We start from the raw sequence: 18,444 nt of genomic DNA, 5'->3' as shown, positions 1-18,444 counted from the left end.
GTTCCTTTGTGTTAATACACACTATTACGGCTTGTTGTTATCGTTGGTGTTTGTTGTTTAAAACTACTCGCCAATTTAGATAACTCTCGCATTAAAATTGAGGTATCAACGCCTACTGCGACAAAAAGACAACCGAATGCTAAATAGTGATGTGCCATCTTAGGATCTGTATAAAGAATACCTGGTGCTTTATTGGCTTGGCGAATAATTCTAATCGCTTGCTCAATATATTCTTGTACTTCCGGGTGTCCCGGATTACCTAAATGACCTAATGAAGCACTTAAATCGGCTGGTCCAATGAAAATACCATCAACCCCATCCACTTTAGCAATTTCAGACAGATTTTGTAATCCTTTTTCAGTTTCAATTTGCAGTAATAAACAAATTTCTTGATCAGCTTGATGTAAATAGTTTTCTACATTATTCCAACGTGAAGCACGAGCTAAGGCACTACCAACACCACGAATACCACGAGGTGGATAGCGTACTGCTCGAACTAATGCTTCTGCTTGTTCAACAGTTTCTACCATTGGAATTAATAAGGTTTGTGCACCAATATCTAATAACTATTTAGTAATCACAGGATCACCAATTGGTGGACGAACGATAGCTGAAGTTGAATGATAACCGCTAACAACTTGTAATTGATATAATAAGGTTTGAATATCATTGGGGGCGTGTTCACCGCCTAATAATAACCAGTCAAAGCCAGTATTCGCTGCTATTTCACAAGCATATCCATTAGCCATACCCACCCAGACACCGATTTGAGCTTGTTTGTTATTAATCGCTTTTTTAAATAAATTTTCAGGTAATTTCATTAGCAATTCCTCCTAAACGAACTGCATTGAGATACTGCCGAGCTCGTGATAATCCACATGGAATGTATCGCCTTGTCTTGCTGGCACCGGACGAGTAAAAGAGCCTCCTAAAATAATTTGGCCTGTTTTGAGGGTGACACCATGAGGTGCTAATTTATTAGCTAACCAAGCAACACCTTTAAGTGGATTATTTAATACTGCTGCGGATACTCCAGATTCTTCAACAATACCATTACGATAAAGCACTGCAGCAACTCTGCGTAAATCAACATCCATTGGCTTAATTGCACGGCCGCCCAAAACCACGCCAGCATTAGCAGCATTATCAGAAATCGTATCAAATACACGACGAGGAACTTTAGTTTTTCGATCAAAAGGTTCAATGCGAGCATCAATAATTTCTAAAGCAGGAATCACATAGTCAGTGGCATCTAATACATCAAAAATAGTGCAATTAGGCCCCGTTAAATCACGTTTTAGGATAAAGGCTAATTCAACTTCCACTCTCGGGACAATAAAACGTGAGATTGGAATTTCCCCATTTTCTTCAAAGAACATATCATCTAATAATGCCCCATAATCAGGTTCATCAATTTGTGAACTATTCTGCATCGCTTTAGAAGTTAAACCAATTTTATGGCCTTTTAAAACACGCCCCTCTGCAATTTTCATTGCCACCCACTCTTTTTGAATTGCATACGCATCTTCAATCGTAATTCCTGGATAAGCTAAAGAAAATTGTTCAATCTGAGCTCTACTTTTTTCTGCTTGATTTAATGCAAGTGCCGCTTGTTGAATGATGTCTTGAGTTAACATAGTTTCACCTTAAACCTATTATGATGTTTGTTGTTTATTTGATAAAAATGCAGCGAGTAAAAATCCTGTTACTGCACAGATAGAACAGACACAAAGCACGAGAAGCATGGTTTGTGGTGTTCCTTGAAAAAAATAAGAGAGTGCTGCACTAGCGAAGAGACCTCCAGCAAATTGCATTGAGGTAGCAAGAGCCATTGCTGTGCCCGCACGATCACGATGTAGTTGTAATAGCATTGCCATAATGTTAGGTGCAATCGCACCAGTTAGGCCAATAAAAAGGAATAATGGCAACATAATGGCGATTAAGTTGTTAGGATCTGCGAAAGCAAATCCAATACCCGCAATGGCGACTAAACTGACTTCGCCTGCTAAGAGAGTTTGTAATGAATATTTTTTGGCAAATCGATTATTTAATAAAGTACATATGATGATCCCAATAACATTGAGTCCAAAGAAATAACCATAATGTTGTGGTGAGAAATGAAAGTAATCAATGTAAACAAAAGGTGTACCTGCAACATAGGTGAATAAGCCACCAAACATTGAAGATAGGCAGAAAATATAGCCTACGGTAGGTGGATTACGAAGGACAATACAATAAGGATGAAATATAGTTGTTAATGTTAATGGAGCAGAAACATTAACCTGATGAGTTTCTTCAAGGCGAAAATAGACAATAATCCAACAGATAGCACCTAAAATAGCAAGTAATACAAAGTTGGAACGCCAATCAAAGAAGAGCAATCATACGCCGCCAATCATAGGGGCGAGTAATGGCGCTAACATTGTGATTAGCTGCATCATGGATAGAATGCTTACAGTGCGTTGCGGTGGAAAGCGATCTCGCACAATAGCCCGTCCTAAAACGGGAGCAGCGCCACCGCCAAATGCCTGCAAAAATCGACAAATAAGTAATTGTTCAATATTGGTGACAAATAAACAGGCTATACTCGCTAAGACATAGAGCGACATACCAATAATTAAAATAAAGCGGCGTCCATAACGATCGGATAATGGTCCATAGAGTAACATCCCTGCACAAAAGCCCATCAGGAATGTACTTACTGTAAATTGAACTTGAGATATTTCTGCTCCTAAGTATTCCGCAATATTAGGGAAGGTAGGCAGATACATATCAATAGAGAGTGGGCCGAAGCCAACTAAACCACCTAAAAAAATGATCAGAGCAATTTCAGATAAAGGTTTAATTGGTGTACGTGAGTTCGGCATATACTCTCCTATTTAGTGAAGTTATTTTTTAAAACGTGTGTGAACATTATTCTTTTTAAAATTCAATGTTTCACTTAACTCACTGATTTCAAAAGATAATGCGAAATAACGTTTAGCAAAAGTTGGTTCAAAAAATTGTGTTAATAATGAAAACAGGTTTTCCCCAACACGTTTTAATTCAGCTTGATCTCGTCCCGCACCAATTTTTAAGGTGATATGGATGAAAGCATCATCTTCTTTACCATCTGCCATACGATAAACATCAACCCAATGTACTCGGCTACGGATACCACCAAGAGGGAAAATACCTGTACCAGCTAGATAGTCATGCACTTGTGGAAAAAGAGCGGCAAAATCAACATTACCCTTTAGATTATCTGTTGCTTCAACAATAAAATGTGGCATTTATTGCTCCTTATGCAAACGGGAAAATCGCATTAATTTGTCCAGTACCAGAACTTGGGAAAAGATCGGTAAGGATTTCTACACCCTTATCGTATTTATCCCAACCAAGCATACCGAGTAACATCACAGTATCATGCATATTGCCTTCACCCCGGCAAAATTCAGCATATTCCGGCAACATTGCACAGAAATCTTTGAAGTTGCCTCGTTTCCACATATCAACGACGTGCAAATCAACTTGATGTTCAAACTCTCTGGTATAACTGTTCATTCCCTCTGTTGCACGTTCATCTGGAATGAAGTAGTGTGAAAGTGAACCACTAGCTAATACCGCAACAGTACCATCATAAGCCTCGATTGCTTCTAGTACAGCCTCACCTAATTTGCGACTATTTTCAAAATCGTGCGAGGTACAAAATGCAGAAATTGATACAACTTTGAAATGCTTATCTTGATTCATATATCGCATTGGAACTAATGTGCCATATTCCAATTTTAAACTTGGAATTTCATGTGCTTGGGCACGTACACCTTTCTTCACAGCAAAATCAGCGATTAAATGCCCTAATTCAGGATTACCATCATAATTAAATGTAATGTCTTTAATGAAATGAGGTAATTCATTACTGGTATAGATCCCTTCAAAATGATCACAGCAGTTAATGTGATAAGCACTATTCACCAACCAGTGTGTATCAAAAACAACGATGGTATCGACCCCTAACTCACGACAACGGCGACTAATTTCGTAATGGCCTTGGATTGCACTTTCACGGCAACCGTGGTTTTTCCCCGGTAATTCAGAAAGATACATTGACGGCACGTGTGTAATTTTGGCGGCTAATGCTAGTTTACCCATAGTGCTCTCCTTATGTTTATTTTACGCCCCAGCGTGGGATAGTGTGATTTTGTAACGGTAAACAGATATTTTTGATTTCAGCAAAGACTTCAAAACTGTATTCACCACCTTCACGACCAACACCAGACGCTTTTACACCACCAAATGGCTGACGGAGATCACGAATATTATGACTATTGATAAATACCATACCGGCTTCGATACCGTGTGCTAAACGATGTGCTTTACCGAGATCGTTAGTCCAGACATAAGAAGCAAGACCATATTCTACATCATTGGCTAAGCGAAGCGCTTCTTCTTCATCTTTGAATGGAATTAAGCAAACGACTGGACCAAAGATCTCTTCTTGTGCGATCCGCATTTTATTATTCACATTAGCGAATACAGTTGGGCGAATGAAGTTACCTTTACTGAGGTGTTCTGGTAAACCTTCTGGGCGTTCTAGACCGCCTGCCATTAAGGTTGCGCCTTCTTCAATACCAATACGAATGTATCCGGTAACTTTGTCATAATGTTGGCGAGTAATCATTGAACCTACTTGGGTATTAAAATCTTGTGGATCGCCAACAATGATACGTTTAGCGCGTTCTGCAAATTCTTTAACAAAATCATCATAGATGGTTTCTTGAATGAAAATACGTGAACCTGCGGTACAACGTTCGCCATTTAAAGAGAAAATCGCAAATAGAGAAGAGTCTAAAGCACGTTCTACATCTGCATCATCGAAGATCAATACTGGTGATTTTCCACCTAATTCCATTGAGAATTTTTTCAAACCGGCATTACGCATAATATTGCGACCAGTAACGGTACCGCCCGTGAAAGAAACTGCACGAACATCATTGTGACAAACAAGGGTATGACCCGCAGTGGCACCATAACCTTGCACCACATTAAATACCCCTTCTGGAATACCCGCTTCTAACGCTAAACGACCTAATTCATTGGCTGTGAGTGGTGAGAGTTCAGACATTTTTAATACTGCGGTATTACCTAATGCTAGACAAGGTGCAGTTTTCCAAGTGGCTGTCATAAAAGGTACATTCCAAGGTGAAACGAACCCACAAACACCAACTGGTTGATAGAGCGTATAGTTAAGCATTTTGTCATCAACAGGATAAGAGTGCCCATTCATTTCATTCGGGTACAGACTTCAGCAAAGAAATTGAAGTTGTGTGAAGCTCGAGGAATGAGAACATTTTTAGTTTGATGAATTGGTAAACCGGTATCTAAAATTTCTAATTCTGCGAGTTGGGCGATATGTTTATCAATTAAGTCACCTAAATTACGCATTAATTTAGCACGTTCTTTAGCGGGGGCGACCATTTAGGAAAGGCCTCTTTTGCCGCTTGTACTGCAGCATTAATTTCTTTTTCACTGCCACTGGCTACTTCACAAATCACTTCTCCAGTTGCAGGATTAATATTTTGGAATGTTTCTTCACTTGCGACTTCTTTGCCGTTGATCCAATGTTTAATCATAGTATGCTCCTCTCTAAAAACTGTTTATCGATTAAAATAAAGCATGTTCACTTATAAGATAATTTGTTAGCTTGCCAACCTGTTCGATTTCAACATCAACAACATCACCTGGTTTCACATCAGCTAACCCTTTCGGGGTGCCTGTCGCAATCATGTCACCGGGTTGCAATGCCACTCTATGCGAGAGGTACTTAACTAAAAATGGAATATCAAAAATCATATCTTTGGTGGTGCCTTGTTGTTTTAACTCACCATTAATCCACGTTTTTAAGGTTAAATTCATTGGATCGGCAATATCATCTCGATCCACAATCCATGGGCCGAGAGGGGTTGTTGCATCACGATTTTTGACTCTAAGATTAGGATGGTAATAATTTTCTAGATAATCACGAATGGCGTAATCGTTACAAAGGGTATATCCAGCAATGTATGCCATTGCTTGTTCTCTTTTAATATCTTTAGCAACTTTTCCAATAACAGCGACTAATTCACATTCATAATGCATATATTCAACATTATCTGGGCGCAAGTTACTTGTTTGTGGCCAGTATAAGTATTGGGTGCTTTGATAAATACTAATGGTGTTGTTGGTGCTTTGAATGCCAATTCAGAAGCGTGATCTGCATAATTTAAACCAAGTGCATACATTGTTCCTGTTGATGGAGGCAGCTATTGCACTGCGGCAGCAGGAATAGTTTGTTGATTGGCCAATAGCAATGTATTGTCATCAAGTACGGTGACTACATGGACTTGATTACGATATAAAACACGAGCATATTTCGTCATAGTGTTCTCCTTATTTAGCTGACTCGATAACGGTGTTAGTCACAGTACCAAGCTGTTCAAAAGTAGTTTCTACACAGCTATTTTTAGTCATAATAATTGGACAATCATCAGTACCAACTAATAAAATATCACCGCATCTAAAAGTCATAAATTGGCTAAGGAAAGCGATTAATTCTGAGATGCTGCGTAACATAATATTTCCCTCACTTTTTTTCTTAAATTGACCATTTACACTGATACTAACGCTGATGTTATCTGGATCAGTAACGGCAGCTTGTTTGATCTCTTGACCAATGGAACAGAACCCATCACGACAACGACCTGTAATATCAGGGCGATAGTAATCATCACTAGGGAGTGAAAAGAGATTAACAGGCACAAATCCACGAATATGGTTGAACGCTTCTGCTTGATTGATTCTCGAGGTTGTATCGGCAAATACCACACCGAGATGAGGTTCAATGCGTAATTCAGCTTGCCCTTCTGGCAATACTACTGCACCACCATTGATGTTTAATGTACTAGGTGGTTATAAGAAGATTACCGGTGTTTTTGGCGGTGTTTGATAAGGTGCTTGGTTAAATTTTTCATCTAGTCGTGCTAATTGTTCACGGCTATTTAATGCAATCGCAAACACGGATGGTGCGGCGGTAGTGCAGGTTTCAACCACTTGTTTGGCTAATGATGTTTGAGTCATAAAAATACCTTCTATTCAAATAGGTGAACAAGTCCGTACGCTAAAATTGGTACAAAAGTGACTAATGCGATACGTGCAAAATCAGAGAAGAGAAATGCCACGATCCACTTTGATGTTTGTCCTAAAGAGGTTTCACCATCGATTTTATTGATAATAAAGAGATTCATCCCAGCCGGTGATGTAACCAAACCAATTTCTACAACCATTAAGGCCAAAATTCCGAACCAAATTGATTTATCTTGATCGGCTAATCCCCAAAAATCTAATCCCATAATAATTGGATAAAAGATAGGAATAGTGAGGAGGATCATGGCAAGAGAATCCATAACACAGCCTAAAAAGAGATAAATGAGTAAGATTATGAATAGAACTAATAATGGTGGAAATTGTTGTTCTACTATCCAAGCTGCTAATTGATTAGGCATTTGTGTAATAGCTAGACCTGAGTTTAATAAGTCAGCACCAATCAGTACCATAAAAATCATTGCGGTAGTGGTTGCTGTCCCTAAAATACTATCGAGTACGCCTCGCCAAGTTAAACCACCATTTAGCCAAGCAACCACACCACAAGCAGCTGCACCAATAGAGGCAGATTCTGTTGGATTTGCCCAACCAGCATAAATACTGATAATTACAATTAAGAGCACAATAAAAATTGGAATGACCTAAAATTGGCTTTTTAGAGCCTCTTTAAAAGGCATTTTTTCTGATGTTGGGCCTTAATGGTAACGAGGATTTTTACCACTAAAACATAACCGAGCATAGCTAATAAGCCAGGTATAATTGTGGCAACGAATAATTTACCAATTGATTCTTGTGTTAATACAGCATAAATAATTAATGGAACTGACGGGGGAATTAAGATACCCAATGTTCTACCAGCAGCTAATGTTGCAGTAGATAATGCACCAGAATATTTTCTTTTCTTTAATTCAGGTAAGGCGACTTGTCTCATAGTTGCTGCGGTAGCAAAGATGAACCACAAATGGCACCAAAAGCAGCACAACTACCAATCGCTGACATAGCTAGACCACCTCGCCAATGTCCAATAAAGCTGCTTGCTGCTCTAAATAAAGCTTTTGACATACCGCCATTTAATGCAAATTGTCCCATTAAAATGAAAAATGGAATCACAGCAAGATCGTAGTTAGATAAGCGGGCATACACTAAACCTTTTAACGTGAACATTAACATACTCACATCACCTTGGCCTAAATAGAGATAAAGACCTGCGGCGGCTAGGAACATTGCAATGCCAATATGGATACGAATTAATAGTAAGGTTAATAAGATAAGGAATCCTACAATTCCCATTTCTACGCCACTCATCATAGGTTATTCTCCTTTTTGTGTAGCGTGAACTATGCAGTAATATAGTGAGCAAATTGCCATTAAACAAAATCCAGGGATCATCAGCATATTGGGGATCCATACAGGGATAGACATTAATGCTGTGACTTCGGCAAAGTCATATAACGCTACACTTTGGATTGCCATTCGATATACCAACAATAAAGCAACACCACATAATGCTAAATCAGCAAGTGCATCAAGTTTGTTTTGAATACTGAGAGGCAATTTCATAGTGAAGAAATCAACCTTTAAGTGTTCATACATAATGGTACAGAACGGTAAGAATAATGAACCAGCAACAGCCCCGCCTGCTTGAACCAGCTCAATATCACCAACTACACCGCCAAAGCCTAACTTGCGCCCGATTAATGAGTAGAGTGAAATAACAATTAGCACAAGAAAAATAAATCCACCTAACAAGGCAAATTGTTTAGAGATTTGATATAGAACTCGTCCCACAGGGGTATCAACTAAAGTAGGTACTTCGTTGACTGGCAATGTTTCACTCATTGCATCCTCCTGCCCCACGCAAAAGATGGGGCTAAAATTTGAGAAAATAATGGTTATTGTTGTTCTTTAACCATATTTTTGATGTCATCAATTAATGCTTGGCCATCTACACCAGATTTTTTCGCATCAGAAATCCATTGTTCAGTAACAGATTTTGTCATCTCTTGCATTTGTTGGATTTTTGCTGCGTCATATTTTGCGATAACACCTTTACCTGCTAATGTTTTATCAATTGCCTCTTTTTCAGCTTGTTCCCATGCTTTGGTAATACGTTCAACCATAGCTGGACCACTGTATTTATCAAAGATAGCTTTTAAGTCAGCAGGCATACTGTTGTATTTATTTTTGTTCATTAACAGCATTAATACCGTTACAGTTGGATATGGTTGTCCACTTTCTGGCAATACGTGATATTTAGTAACTTCATCGAGTTTAGATGGTGGTACGACTTCCCATGCACCCATTGCACCATCTACAACGCCTTTAGAAATACTTTCTGCCACTTGTGATGGTGGAATTGAAATTGCTTCGCCACCGAGTGCTTTCATTACTTGAGAAGCTAAACGAGTAGGCGTTCTTAGTTTCATTCCTTTGAGATCACTTACATTGTCTAGCGGTTTATTTGCATGGAAAGTGACCCCACCGTCGGTTTGTACACTGATAACTTTGAAATCTTTGAATTCACCATCTTTAGAATGTTTCTCAAAGAATTTCCATGCAACTTGGTTACCTACTCGGGAATTAGGTAGAAGAAATGGTGTTTCTAAGGCTTCAATGGTTTTAAAACGTCCAGCAGAGCAGCCAGGTGCAGTCCAGACAATATCAGCAACGCCATAACGAACTTGGTCAACCAGTTGTGCTGGAGTGCCACCAAGTTGGTTTAATGGATAAAGTTGACATTCAATTCGACCTTTAGATTCTTTATTTAAATCACTACACCAAGGGGTAAGGATATGTTGATGAATTGTAGAAAGTGGCGGTAAAAAATGTCCGATTTTTAACGTGACTTTATCTGCAGCCAAAGCGTTTGTGATAGACGAAAAAGCTAAAACAGGGACAAGTAGTGTCATTTTTTTCATGGTAAGGTCTCCATCATAAATATGAAGTGTTGCATGAACACTTGCTTAAAACCATAGAAGCAAGCAGAGTAATTATTATTAAAATCGTTAAGACAATTTAGAAAACAGACAGAATAGTCAAAACAGAATCTTAATACTTATTGGTTAAAAATTATTAAGATTGTTAAAATTTATAATAGATTTTTTTACAAACTTGAAATGTACTTTTCGTGAAAAAATGTACTTTTCCTGTTCAATGGAAAGAGTTTTTAGGATGTGTGATCTCGATCGCGAGATCTTTTTGGAGAAACACCAACACGAGCTTGGAAGTAACGAGAAAAATAAGCAGGTCACTAAAACCAAGATCATAAGCAATTTTGCTAATAGAGTCTTGGGTAAACATTAATTGATATCTTGCCTCTTGTAGCTGACGTTCAATGATAATTTGTTTAGGCGAAAGACCAGAAAACTTTTTGCATAAAACATTGAGACGGTTTTCGCTAATGCAGAGATGAGTTAAATATTCAGAGATTACCCAGTTTTTTCTAAAGTTTTGTTCAATTAATTGGTTGAATAGATCAATATCGCCACCTTTCACAGGTAGCTTTTCTGCAGTTTGTAAATTCTTTTCTTTTAAGCGAGCAATATTAATAAACAAAATTTTGGTATATAGACGTAATATTGTATGTTTTTCTGGACGGCTATCTTCGTATTCCTCGACAATTTTATCTAAAATATTTTCTATCTCTTTAGTTTCAGGACTATCTGTGGCTAATTCGATACAAAGCGGTTGGAAGTAATTGTTATTTTGCTGAATAGAACGCAATAAATCCCAAATAAATTGTTGTGGAATAGTTAATACATGACCAACTGTATCAAGTTCGGTATAAAAACTATGTGGAACGGAAGGGGAAGTTAAAATAAAACAAGGTGCTTTCAAGGAATAAATATTCTCACTTAACTGTAAATAAATTGCTCCTTTAGTTAAATAATGCAGTTGAAAATAACGATCATGAAAATGAAGTTTTGAAAATTGTCCATAAAAGATACGTAATTTCTCGAAGGATTCATAATGAATCTGTGAACCATCCTTTGGTGCACCGTAGGTTTGGTTGATATCAATATTAATTGCTTGGTTTTTGGCATCGTCTAATAGGGTAATAAAACTTTCTTTATCATAAATGCGCATAAACGAGACCTCAAAATTTACTGAACATTAACAATAGATATCAAATAAAACATACTTATTTTATCATTCTTTCTTAGGTAAAAAACTAGTCAATCCAAGTAAATGAGATCTGACTCACATTTTATCTATAAAACAGAGAAATAACAGAAAAGTACATTTTTTAACTTAAAAATTACATTTTAATAACACAAATTCTCCTCTATAAATGTTAATACCTACCCAATAAGGGTAAAAATTCCAAATAACTTTATTAAGGAGTGACTGCCATGACCGATCAAAATCGTTACTATCAACATAAAAGACCTGATGATTGCCGTAAAGAAAAAAATCGTCCATTTACCGGCGAAGAATATTTAGAAAGTCTTCGTGACGGTCGTGAAATTTATATTTATGGTGAACGTGTTAAAGATGTAACGACTCACCCTGCATTTAGAAATGCAGCAGCATCAATCGCAAGACTTTATGATGCATTACATGATCCAAAAAGCAAAGATGAATTATGCTGGGAAACAGATACTGGGAATGGCGGTTATACCCATAAATTCTTCCGTTACGCAAGAACGGCTGAAGATTTACGTGAGCAACGTGATGCGATTGCAGCCTGGTCTCGTCTAAGTTATGGTTGGATGGGTAGAACACCTGATTATAAAGCTGCGTTTGGTACATCATTAGGTGCTAATGCAGAGTTCTATGGTCCTTATGCGGATAATGCTCGTGAATGGTATAAACGTATTCAAGAATCTTGCCTCTATTTTAACCACGCGATTGTTAATCCACCTATTGATCGTAATAAACCAATTGATGAAGTAAAAGATGTCTATGTTAAAGTCGAAGAAGAGTTAGAAAACGGTATTATTGTCAGTGGTGCGAAAGTAGTGGCTACAAACTCTGCATTAACCCACTATAACTTTATCGGTTTTGGTTCTGCACAAATTATCGGTTCAGATGAAAAATTTGCGATGATGTTTATTGCACCAATGGATGCAAAAGGAGTGAAATTAATTTGTCGCCATTCTTATGAATTAGCCGCAGGTGCAACTGGTTCACCATATGATTTCCCTCTTTCTAGCCGTTTTGATGAAAATGATGCAATTCTAGTTTTGGATAAGGTATTTATTCCAAAAGAAAATATCTTAATTTATAAAGATTTTGAACGTTGCCGTAAATGGGCTCAATATGCTGGGTTTGCAACATTATTCCCAATGCAAGCATGTACACGTTTAGCAGTTAAATTAGATTTCTTATCAGGTATCATTCACAAAGCACTACAATGTACAGGTGTTATTGAGTTCCGTGGTGTAGCAGCACAAATGGGTGAAGTATTAGCATGGCGTAACCTATTCTGGTCATTAACTGATGCAATGTATGGAAACTCGTTCTCTTGGGAAAGCGGTTGTCGTATGCCAAGCTTACCTGCAATTCAAACTTATCGAGTAATGGCACCAATGGCTTATCTTGCGGTGAAGAAAATTGCAGAGCAGACTGTAACCAGTGGATTGATTTATTTACCATCGCATAAACTTGATTTTAATAACCCAGATATTGATAAATACTTAGAAAAATATGTTCGTGGTTCAAATAATATTGAATATCGCGAACGGATTAAGATTCTAAAATTATTATGGGATGCCATTGGTACTGAGTTTGGTGGTCGTCATGAGCTTTATGAAATTAACTATGCTGGTAGCCAAGAAGAGGTCCGTTTACAAGTGCTTGGTCAATCAACCGCAAACGGCATTTTACAAAAATGCTTTGATCTTGTGGATCAATGTTTGGCTGATTATGACGAAAATGGCTGGAAAGTTCCGCACTTGACTAACCCAGATGATATTAATATGCTCGGTGACCTTAATAAATTCTGTAAATAATCATAGACAAGGTATGCGGTTTAGATCGCATACCTTCTTTTATCCTGAACGCTAGGAGTGTTTTATGTCGAAAACCTTAACCCCAGAACAACAAAATTTCCGTAATGCTATGGCGAGAATGGCTGCTGCAGTAAATATCATTACAACACACGGAGAGGCAGGAACTTGTGGTATTACTGCAACTGCGGTTTGCTCGATTACGGATACGCCTCCTACGGTATTGGTTTGTGTTAATCGTAATAGCCAAATGAACCCTGTATTCCAACAAAATAAACAAGTTTGTATTAATGTATTATCGGCAGAACAGGAAGAACTCGCTTGCCATTTTGCGGGAATGCGAGAAAGTTCGATGGAAGATCGCTTTAAGATGGATGTATGGAAAGAAAAACATGAACCAGGCCATGCACCAGCGCTAGTAGGATCACTGTCTAATTTACATGGCAAAATTACGACTGTGCATGAAGTAGGTACACATTCTCTTTTCTTGGTGACATTAGATAAAATTGATGTTCATGAAGGACAAGGTTTAGTTTATTTCAATAGAACATTCCAAGTTGTGAAATAAGATTATTAGGTGAGATAAATAATAACCCGCAATAAGATGCGGGTTATTTTTTTCTTAATTTAGTGCTTTTGTTTGCCACGCCCCTTTTCCTAGCAAGGTTAAGAGATCTGTGTGGTGTTGATGTAATGTAGAACGATGACCAACACTAATTAAAATCGTATTTGGTAAACGTTCAATCAATAATTGATACATTGAATATTCTAAGCCTTCATCCATACTTGAAGTTGCTTCATCTAGGAAGGCAACTTTAGGTTGGGCCAATAATAAGCGAGCAATTGCAACACGTTGCTGTTCGCCTAAAGAGAGAATTTTAGTCCAATCACGATATTCATCTAACTTCTCAATAAGATGCGGTAGTTGAACTGCTTTTAAAATCTCAAGTGCCCGTTCGTTATCATTATCAGGAATATTGTTTGGATAATATAAGGTTGAACGAAGTGTCCCTTGTGGTAAATAACTTTTTTGGGATAAGAATAAGGCTTCTTCTGGACAAGCAATTTTTCCGCTGGAGTAGAGCCATAATCCTGCGACTGTTCGCAATAATGTCGTTTTTCCAACCCCAGAAGGGCCTTGAATTAATAAGCGTTGTCCACTGTTTAAAGTTAAGTTAAGTTGATTTAATAAGGTCGTACCTTCTGCATTCAGTACCGAAAGGTTATCAAATACAATCTGCTCGGAGGTATGTGTGATTTCAGCAACATTTCCTTGTTGGCAAGTTTGAATTGCCGCAGTAAAGCCACTTAACCGTTCTAATGTTGCACGATATTCAGTAAATGTATCGTAAGAGTTACGGAAAAAGGAGAGTGATGAATGTACTTGTCCAAAAGCTTGGGCAGTTTGTACCATATCTCCTAGTGTAATTTGTTTAGAGAAAAAGCGTTGTGCTTGAATAATAAAAGGGAAGACAACTGATACTTGTGACACAACTAAGTTAAACCCGGAGAGCTTTAAAGTACGATAAACAAGTTTCCATATATTATCGATAATTTTCTTAAATTGGTCATTCAATAAGATTCTCTCAATTTTTTCACCGGCATAAAAAGCAATACTCTCTGCATATTCTTTAATGCGAATAAGAGAATAACGGTAATCTGCATTTAATTTTTCATTAGCAAAATTGAGTTTGATTAATGGACGCCCTAACTTAAAGGCGAATACACTGGTAATCAATACATAAATAAAGACAAGAAATACCATCATATGTGGAATTTCAAATCCAGCAATTTTCATTGGACCAGAGAGATGCCATAAAATACCAGTAAAGGCAACAATTGAAACAGTTGCACTAATAACCCCTGTTGCAAAACTCATCGAATTTTCTACATAGGCAGTAATATCTTGTTGAATACGTTGGTCGGGATTATCCAGTTGGTTGTAAGTGTATTGTGTTTTATAAAAACTCTGATTACTGAGCCAACGATCTAAGAAATGGCTATTTAACCATTCTCGCCAGTGGATATTGAATTTGCTTTTCACAAAATAGATTACTAAGACATTCACTAAATTCACACCAGCAATTACGCAGAATACAACCATTTGTTGCCAGAAAGCTTCTTCATTTAGATCCTGTAAGGATTTATACATATTGTTGTACCATTGCGAATAGATCACATCTAAACGTACGGAAAATAACGTGAGTAAAACAATAATAGTGAAGGTAAAAAGTGGAACAATACCTTGTTTGCCAATGAAATACTCTTTAGTTAATTGCCAAAATTGGTGTCCCCAACGGGTGAACTTAACTAATAAAGTAAGAGCTAAACAAAAACAAATACTGCTAATGATAAAACTTTTAACAATCCAAAAAAGAGAAGTCACTGCTTCTGAAACTAAATCCATTCTATTACAACCTAAAATTGATAACTTGTTTATATGATGACTTATATTATTTTGCTTACAGACAACAATTTAAGCAAAAAATTTCTAAAAAAGTTGTAAAAAATTGCCTTGCCTCAGTTTTTTTCTTAATAGAAAGCAATATAATTTTGCTAGTTTTATTTTTAACTATTAAGGAGTAGTTGTATGAGTGATATTGCTATCACTATCAGTCTCCTATCGTTAGTTGCTGTACTTGGATTATGGATAGGACACTGGAAAATAAGAGGGGTCGGTCTTGGGATCGGTGGGGTATTGTTTGGTGGAATATTGGTATCACATTTCACAACACAATATGGGATTACACTAGATGCGCATACTATGCATTTTGTGCAAGAATTTGGATTAATCCTGTTTGTTTATACTATCGGGATTCAAGTCGGACCAGGTTTCTTCTCTTCATTACGATCATCAGGCTTAAAACTCAATTTATTCGCCATGATGATCGTTTTTTTAGGTGCACTATTAGTCGTCATTCTGTATAAGCTGTTTGGTTTAGAATTACCTGTTATTTTAGGTATTTTCTCTGGTGCGGTGACCAATACACCATCACTAGGTGCGGGGCAACAAATTCTCTCTGAACTTGGTTTTATGAATATTACTGAAACAATGGGTACAGCGTATGCAATGGCATATCCATTTGGTATCTGTGGTATTTTATTAACTATGTGGCTGATTCGCTTATTCTTTAAAGTGAAAATTGATCAGGAAGCTGCGGCGTTTGAACGTGAAATGAATCACGATAAAGAAACCTTACATGCTATCAATGTTAGAGTAACGAATCCGAATTTAGAAGGACTTCGTATTTGTGAAATTCCGGGATTGGAAGTTAAAGAGGTGATTTGTTCTCGCTTGAAACGTGGTGATACTTTATTGGTGCCAAAAGATGACACTATTGTGAATTTACATGATTATTTGCATTTAGTGGGCGAACCAGCTGTATTACACCGTGTGCAATTAGTGGTTGGTGATTTGGCTGGTAGTGAATTATTAACTACACGAGGTACTGATTTACGTACTGTGCGTGTTGTGGTGACGAATGAACAAGTATTAGGGAAGAAAATCCGTGATCTCAATATTCATCAAAAATATGAAGTAGTGATTTCTCGTTTAAACCGTGCAGGGGTTGAACTGGTACCGAGTCAAAATACCAGTTTACAATTTGGGGACGTTTTAAATCTTGTTGGACGTTTAGATGCGATTGAAGCAGTTACCTCAATTATTGGAAATGCACAACAAAAATTACAACAAGTACAAATGTTACCAGTGTTTATTGGGATTGCTTTGGGGGTATTGCTAGGTTCTATTCCCTTACAAATTCCGGGCTTCCCAGTAGCATTAAAACTTGGACTTGCTGGTGGGCCTTTAGTAGTTGCATTAATTTTGGCAAGAATTGGTAGTATCGGAAAACTTTACTGGTTTATGCCACCGAGTGCAAACTTGGCATTGCGTGAAATTGGAATTGTGTTATTCCTTTCAATTGTTGGTTTGAAATCAGGTGGAAACTTCCTCGAATCTTTAATTGATGGTGATGGTGGTGAATGGGCACTTTATGGGATGTTAATTACATTTATCCCATTATTTGTTACCGGGGTTGTGGCAAGAATCTATGGTAAGTTGAATTATTTGACTATTTGTGGCTTGCTTGCTGGTTCAATGACCGATCCTCCAGCATTAGCATTTGCCAATGCGATGAAAGAAGAGAGCGGTGCAGCAGCACTTTCTTATGCAACCGTTTATCCGTTAGTGATGTTCTTACGGATTATCTCGCCTCAGTTATTAGCGATATTGTTGTTCGCGCTGTAAAATAGTTCTGATGAAAAATAGCCTAACTCAATGAGTTAGGCTATTTTTTTATCTATTTCTGTTAAATTAGCCGTTAAGTGATAGGATAACAAAGATAACAGTTATAGCGATAAAATTATGAAAAAAACAGTTATTTTATATTCCCCAATCCCTGCAGAGTTACAAGCCCGTTTAGCTAATGAATTTAATCTTATTTGTTTTGATAAAGTGGATAGCCATAATGAACAACAATTTTTGGCTGTATTAGCTGATGCTGATGGTGTGATTGGTTCAGGCGTTAATATAAAAGGAGAAAAACTGGCTAACGCTAGAAAGTTAAAGGCAATTTCTACGATTTCTGTTGGTTACGATAATTTTGATATTAGTGAATTAACTGAGAGAAATATCCGTTTAATGCATACCCCGGGAGTATTAACAGATACAACGGCAGATTTAATTTTTACTTTATTACTGACGACCGCAAGACGGATAGTTGAAGTTTCTGATTTTATTCATCAAGGGAAATGGCAGAAGAGTATTGGACGTGATTTATTTGGAGTTGATGTCCATCATAAGACGATAGGTATTATCGGAATGGGAAATATTGGTGCAGCTGTCGCTAAGCGGGCTTTTTGTGGTTTTGATATGCGAGTGTTATATACCAGCCGTCAACACAAACCAGAGGTTGAGCAAAAATATCAGGCTGTATGGTGTGAATTAGATCAGTTATTAACAGAGGCTGATTTTGTTTGTATTACCCTACCTTTAACACCAGAAACGGAAAATCTACTAACTAAAGAAAAATTGGCATTGATGAAACCAACCAGTATTTTGATTAATGGTGGGCGAGGTAAAATTGTTGATGAACAGGCGTTAATTGAGGCATTAAAGAATAAACATATTTTGGCAGCGGGATTGGATGTATTTGTACAAGAGCCATTGCCGGCTGATTCAGAATTGCTGTCTTTACCAAATGCAGTGTTAGTACCGCATATTGGTTCAGCAACTGTTGAAACAAGGTATAAAATGGCTGAGTTAGCGGTAGATAATTTAATTGTGGCATTGCAACCGACTAAGCCGACTACCAACCTAGTAAATCGGGATGTTGCATAATAAAAATCCCCGATAGATAAGGTATAGTAGACA

Annotated in this window: 17 protein-coding genes and 4 pseudogenes; 4 read left to right on the top strand and 17 right to left on the bottom strand. The window is 37.4% G+C overall.

Annotation, left to right across the window (positions count from 1 at the left end; genetic code table 11):
* Positions 1-11 precede the first annotated feature (11 nt).
* The 16 genes and pseudogenes from QV06_RS04110 to hpaA form a co-directional block, all read right to left on the bottom strand.
* A pseudogene (locus QV06_RS04110) lies at positions 12-749 on the bottom strand (aldolase/citrate lyase family protein).
* 84 nt (positions 750-833) lie between these two features.
* Positions 834-1,637 (bottom strand): 2-oxo-hept-4-ene-1,7-dioate hydratase, encoded by an 804-nt coding sequence (hpaH, locus tag QV06_RS04105; RefSeq protein WP_065237065.1) that lies wholly within the window; start codon positions 1,635-1,637, stop codon positions 834-836.
* An 18-nt stretch (positions 1,638-1,655) separates the two neighbouring features.
* A pseudogene (locus QV06_RS04100) lies at positions 1,656-2,867 on the bottom strand (Bcr/CflA family multidrug efflux MFS transporter).
* Between the two features lie 21 nt (positions 2,868-2,888).
* The gene (locus QV06_RS04095; protein ID WP_065237064.1) at positions 2,889-3,272 is read right to left on the bottom strand and encodes a 5-carboxymethyl-2-hydroxymuconate Delta-isomerase; all 384 of its coding nucleotides are present in this window, start codon (positions 3,270-3,272) and stop codon (positions 2,889-2,891) included.
* A 10-nt stretch (positions 3,273-3,282) separates the two neighbouring features.
* Positions 3,283-4,131 (bottom strand): 3,4-dihydroxyphenylacetate 2,3-dioxygenase, encoded by an 849-nt coding sequence (gene hpaD, locus QV06_RS04090; protein WP_065237063.1) that lies wholly within the window; start codon positions 4,129-4,131, stop codon positions 3,283-3,285.
* 16 nt (positions 4,132-4,147) lie between these two features.
* Complete coding sequence (locus tag QV06_RS04085; RefSeq protein WP_280641928.1) at positions 4,148-5,266, bottom strand: aldehyde dehydrogenase; 1,119 nt, start codon at positions 5,264-5,266, stop codon at positions 4,148-4,150.
* The gene (locus QV06_RS12175) at positions 5,263-5,457 is read right to left on the bottom strand and encodes an aldehyde dehydrogenase family protein (protein WP_280641927.1); all 195 of its coding nucleotides are present in this window, start codon (positions 5,455-5,457) and stop codon (positions 5,263-5,265) included. Before QV06_RS12175 ends, QV06_RS04085 begins: the two co-directional genes overlap by 4 nt.
* A complete protein-coding gene (locus QV06_RS12170) occupies positions 5,424-5,612 on the bottom strand; it encodes an aldehyde dehydrogenase family protein (RefSeq protein WP_280641926.1) in 189 nt (62 codons plus the stop codon). Before QV06_RS12170 ends, QV06_RS12175 begins: the two co-directional genes overlap by 34 nt.
* 31 nt (positions 5,613-5,643) lie before the next feature.
* Positions 5,644-6,117 (bottom strand): fumarylacetoacetate hydrolase family protein, encoded by a 474-nt coding sequence (locus tag QV06_RS11930; protein ID WP_245174244.1) that lies wholly within the window; start codon positions 6,115-6,117, stop codon positions 5,644-5,646.
* Between the two features lie 291 nt (positions 6,118-6,408).
* A pseudogene (locus QV06_RS04075) lies at positions 6,409-6,915 on the bottom strand (fumarylacetoacetate hydrolase family protein); the annotation flags it as partial.
* A 12-nt stretch (positions 6,916-6,927) separates the two neighbouring features.
* Positions 6,928-7,095, bottom strand: a complete 168-nt coding sequence (locus tag QV06_RS11925) for a hypothetical protein (RefSeq protein WP_245174242.1) — start codon at positions 7,093-7,095, stop codon at positions 6,928-6,930.
* Positions 7,096-7,106: 11 nt separating this feature from the next.
* Positions 7,107-7,742 carry a TRAP transporter large permease subunit gene (locus tag QV06_RS12070; RefSeq protein WP_280641925.1) on the bottom strand — a complete coding sequence of 212 codons (636 nt, stop codon included), beginning with the start codon at positions 7,740-7,742 and terminating at the stop codon, positions 7,107-7,109.
* Between the two features lie 32 nt (positions 7,743-7,774).
* A pseudogene (locus QV06_RS12065) lies at positions 7,775-8,343 on the bottom strand (TRAP transporter large permease subunit).
* A gap of 87 nt (positions 8,344-8,430) precedes the next feature.
* Positions 8,431-8,958 (bottom strand): TRAP transporter small permease, encoded by a 528-nt coding sequence (locus tag QV06_RS04065; protein ID WP_065237062.1) that lies wholly within the window; start codon positions 8,956-8,958, stop codon positions 8,431-8,433.
* Positions 8,959-9,011: 53 nt separating this feature from the next.
* Entirely contained in the window at positions 9,012-10,037 is a 1,026-nt protein-coding gene (locus QV06_RS04060) for a TRAP transporter substrate-binding protein (RefSeq protein ID WP_065237061.1), read from the bottom strand.
* Positions 10,038-10,269: 232 nt separating this feature from the next.
* Positions 10,270-11,205, bottom strand: a complete 936-nt coding sequence (gene hpaA / locus QV06_RS04055) for a 4-hydroxyphenylacetate catabolism regulatory protein HpaA (protein WP_082985036.1) — start codon at positions 11,203-11,205, stop codon at positions 10,270-10,272.
* A gap of 266 nt (positions 11,206-11,471) precedes the next feature.
* On the opposite strand from hpaA, the gene hpaB reads away from it, so the two are divergent.
* Together hpaB and hpaC are read left to right on the top strand one after the other, a co-directional pair.
* Positions 11,472-13,073, top strand: a complete 1,602-nt coding sequence (hpaB, locus tag QV06_RS04050) for a 4-hydroxyphenylacetate 3-monooxygenase, oxygenase component (RefSeq protein ID WP_065237060.1) — start codon at positions 11,472-11,474, stop codon at positions 13,071-13,073.
* 64 nt (positions 13,074-13,137) lie between these two features.
* Entirely contained in the window at positions 13,138-13,638 is a 501-nt protein-coding gene (hpaC, locus tag QV06_RS04045; protein ID WP_065237059.1) for a 4-hydroxyphenylacetate 3-monooxygenase, reductase component, read from the top strand.
* Between the two features lie 54 nt (positions 13,639-13,692).
* Here the strand turns inward: hpaC and QV06_RS04040 are convergent, their stop codons facing one another.
* Positions 13,693-15,477, bottom strand: coding sequence for an ABC transporter ATP-binding protein/permease (locus QV06_RS04040; protein ID WP_065237058.1), 1,785 nt, complete (start codon positions 15,475-15,477; stop codon positions 13,693-13,695).
* A gap of 183 nt (positions 15,478-15,660) precedes the next feature.
* Between QV06_RS04040 and QV06_RS04035 the strand changes: the two genes are divergently transcribed.
* Together QV06_RS04035 and QV06_RS04030 are read left to right on the top strand one after the other, a co-directional pair.
* Positions 15,661-17,319 carry a putative transporter gene (locus tag QV06_RS04035; protein WP_065237057.1) on the top strand — a complete coding sequence of 553 codons (1,659 nt, stop codon included), beginning with the start codon at positions 15,661-15,663 and terminating at the stop codon, positions 17,317-17,319.
* A gap of 117 nt (positions 17,320-17,436) precedes the next feature.
* The gene (locus tag QV06_RS04030) at positions 17,437-18,411 is read left to right on the top strand and encodes an NAD(P)-dependent oxidoreductase (protein WP_245174241.1); all 975 of its coding nucleotides are present in this window, start codon (positions 17,437-17,439) and stop codon (positions 18,409-18,411) included.
* The last annotated feature ends 33 nt before the right edge of the window (positions 18,412-18,444 follow it).

This window comes from Gallibacterium genomosp. 3 (assembly GCF_001678475.1).
Taxonomy (GTDB): Bacteria; Pseudomonadota; Gammaproteobacteria; order Enterobacterales; family Pasteurellaceae; genus Gallibacterium; species Gallibacterium faecale.
This window is presented reverse-complemented; position numbering and strand designations above follow the sequence as displayed.

Excerpts from the sequence above, each read along its gene's own strand:
- QV06_RS04040 (WP_065237058.1), bottom strand. The coding sequence starts at position 15,477 with ATGGATTTAGTTTCAGAAGCAGTGACTTCTCTTTTTTGGATTGTTAAA.
- QV06_RS04030 (WP_245174241.1), top strand. The coding sequence starts at position 17,437 with ATGAAAAAAACAGTTATTTTATATTCCCCAATCCCTGCAGAGTTACAA.
- QV06_RS11930 (WP_245174244.1), bottom strand. The coding sequence starts at position 6,117 with ATGCATTATGAATGTGAATTAGTCGCTGTTATTGGAAAAGTTGCTAAA.
- QV06_RS04065 (WP_065237062.1), bottom strand. The coding sequence starts at position 8,958 with ATGAGTGAAACATTGCCAGTCAACGAAGTACCTACTTTAGTTGATACC.
- QV06_RS04085 (WP_280641928.1), bottom strand. The coding sequence starts at position 5,266 with ATGAATGGGCACTCTTATCCTGTTGATGACAAAATGCTTAACTATACG.
- hpaD (WP_065237063.1), bottom strand. The coding sequence starts at position 4,131 with ATGGGTAAACTAGCATTAGCCGCCAAAATTACACACGTGCCGTCAATG.
- QV06_RS04095 (WP_065237064.1), bottom strand. The coding sequence starts at position 3,272 with ATGCCACATTTTATTGTTGAAGCAACAGATAATCTAAAGGGTAATGTT.
- QV06_RS04035 (WP_065237057.1), top strand. The coding sequence starts at position 15,661 with ATGAGTGATATTGCTATCACTATCAGTCTCCTATCGTTAGTTGCTGTA.
- hpaH (WP_065237065.1), bottom strand. The coding sequence starts at position 1,637 with ATGTTAACTCAAGACATCATTCAACAAGCGGCACTTGCATTAAATCAA.
- QV06_RS12170 (WP_280641926.1), bottom strand. The coding sequence starts at position 5,612 with ATGATTAAACATTGGATCAACGGCAAAGAAGTCGCAAGTGAAGAAACA.
- hpaB (WP_065237060.1), top strand. The coding sequence starts at position 11,472 with ATGACCGATCAAAATCGTTACTATCAACATAAAAGACCTGATGATTGC.
- QV06_RS11925 (WP_245174242.1), bottom strand. The coding sequence starts at position 7,095 with ATGACTCAAACATCATTAGCCAAACAAGTGGTTGAAACCTGCACTACC.
- hpaA (WP_082985036.1), bottom strand. The coding sequence starts at position 11,205 with ATGCGCATTTATGATAAAGAAAGTTTTATTACCCTATTAGACGATGCC.
- hpaC (WP_065237059.1), top strand. The coding sequence starts at position 13,138 with ATGTCGAAAACCTTAACCCCAGAACAACAAAATTTCCGTAATGCTATG.
- QV06_RS04060 (WP_065237061.1), bottom strand. The coding sequence starts at position 10,037 with ATGAAAAAAATGACACTACTTGTCCCTGTTTTAGCTTTTTCGTCTATC.
- QV06_RS12175 (WP_280641927.1), bottom strand. The coding sequence starts at position 5,457 with ATGGTCGCCCCCGCTAAAGAACGTGCTAAATTAATGCGTAATTTAGGT.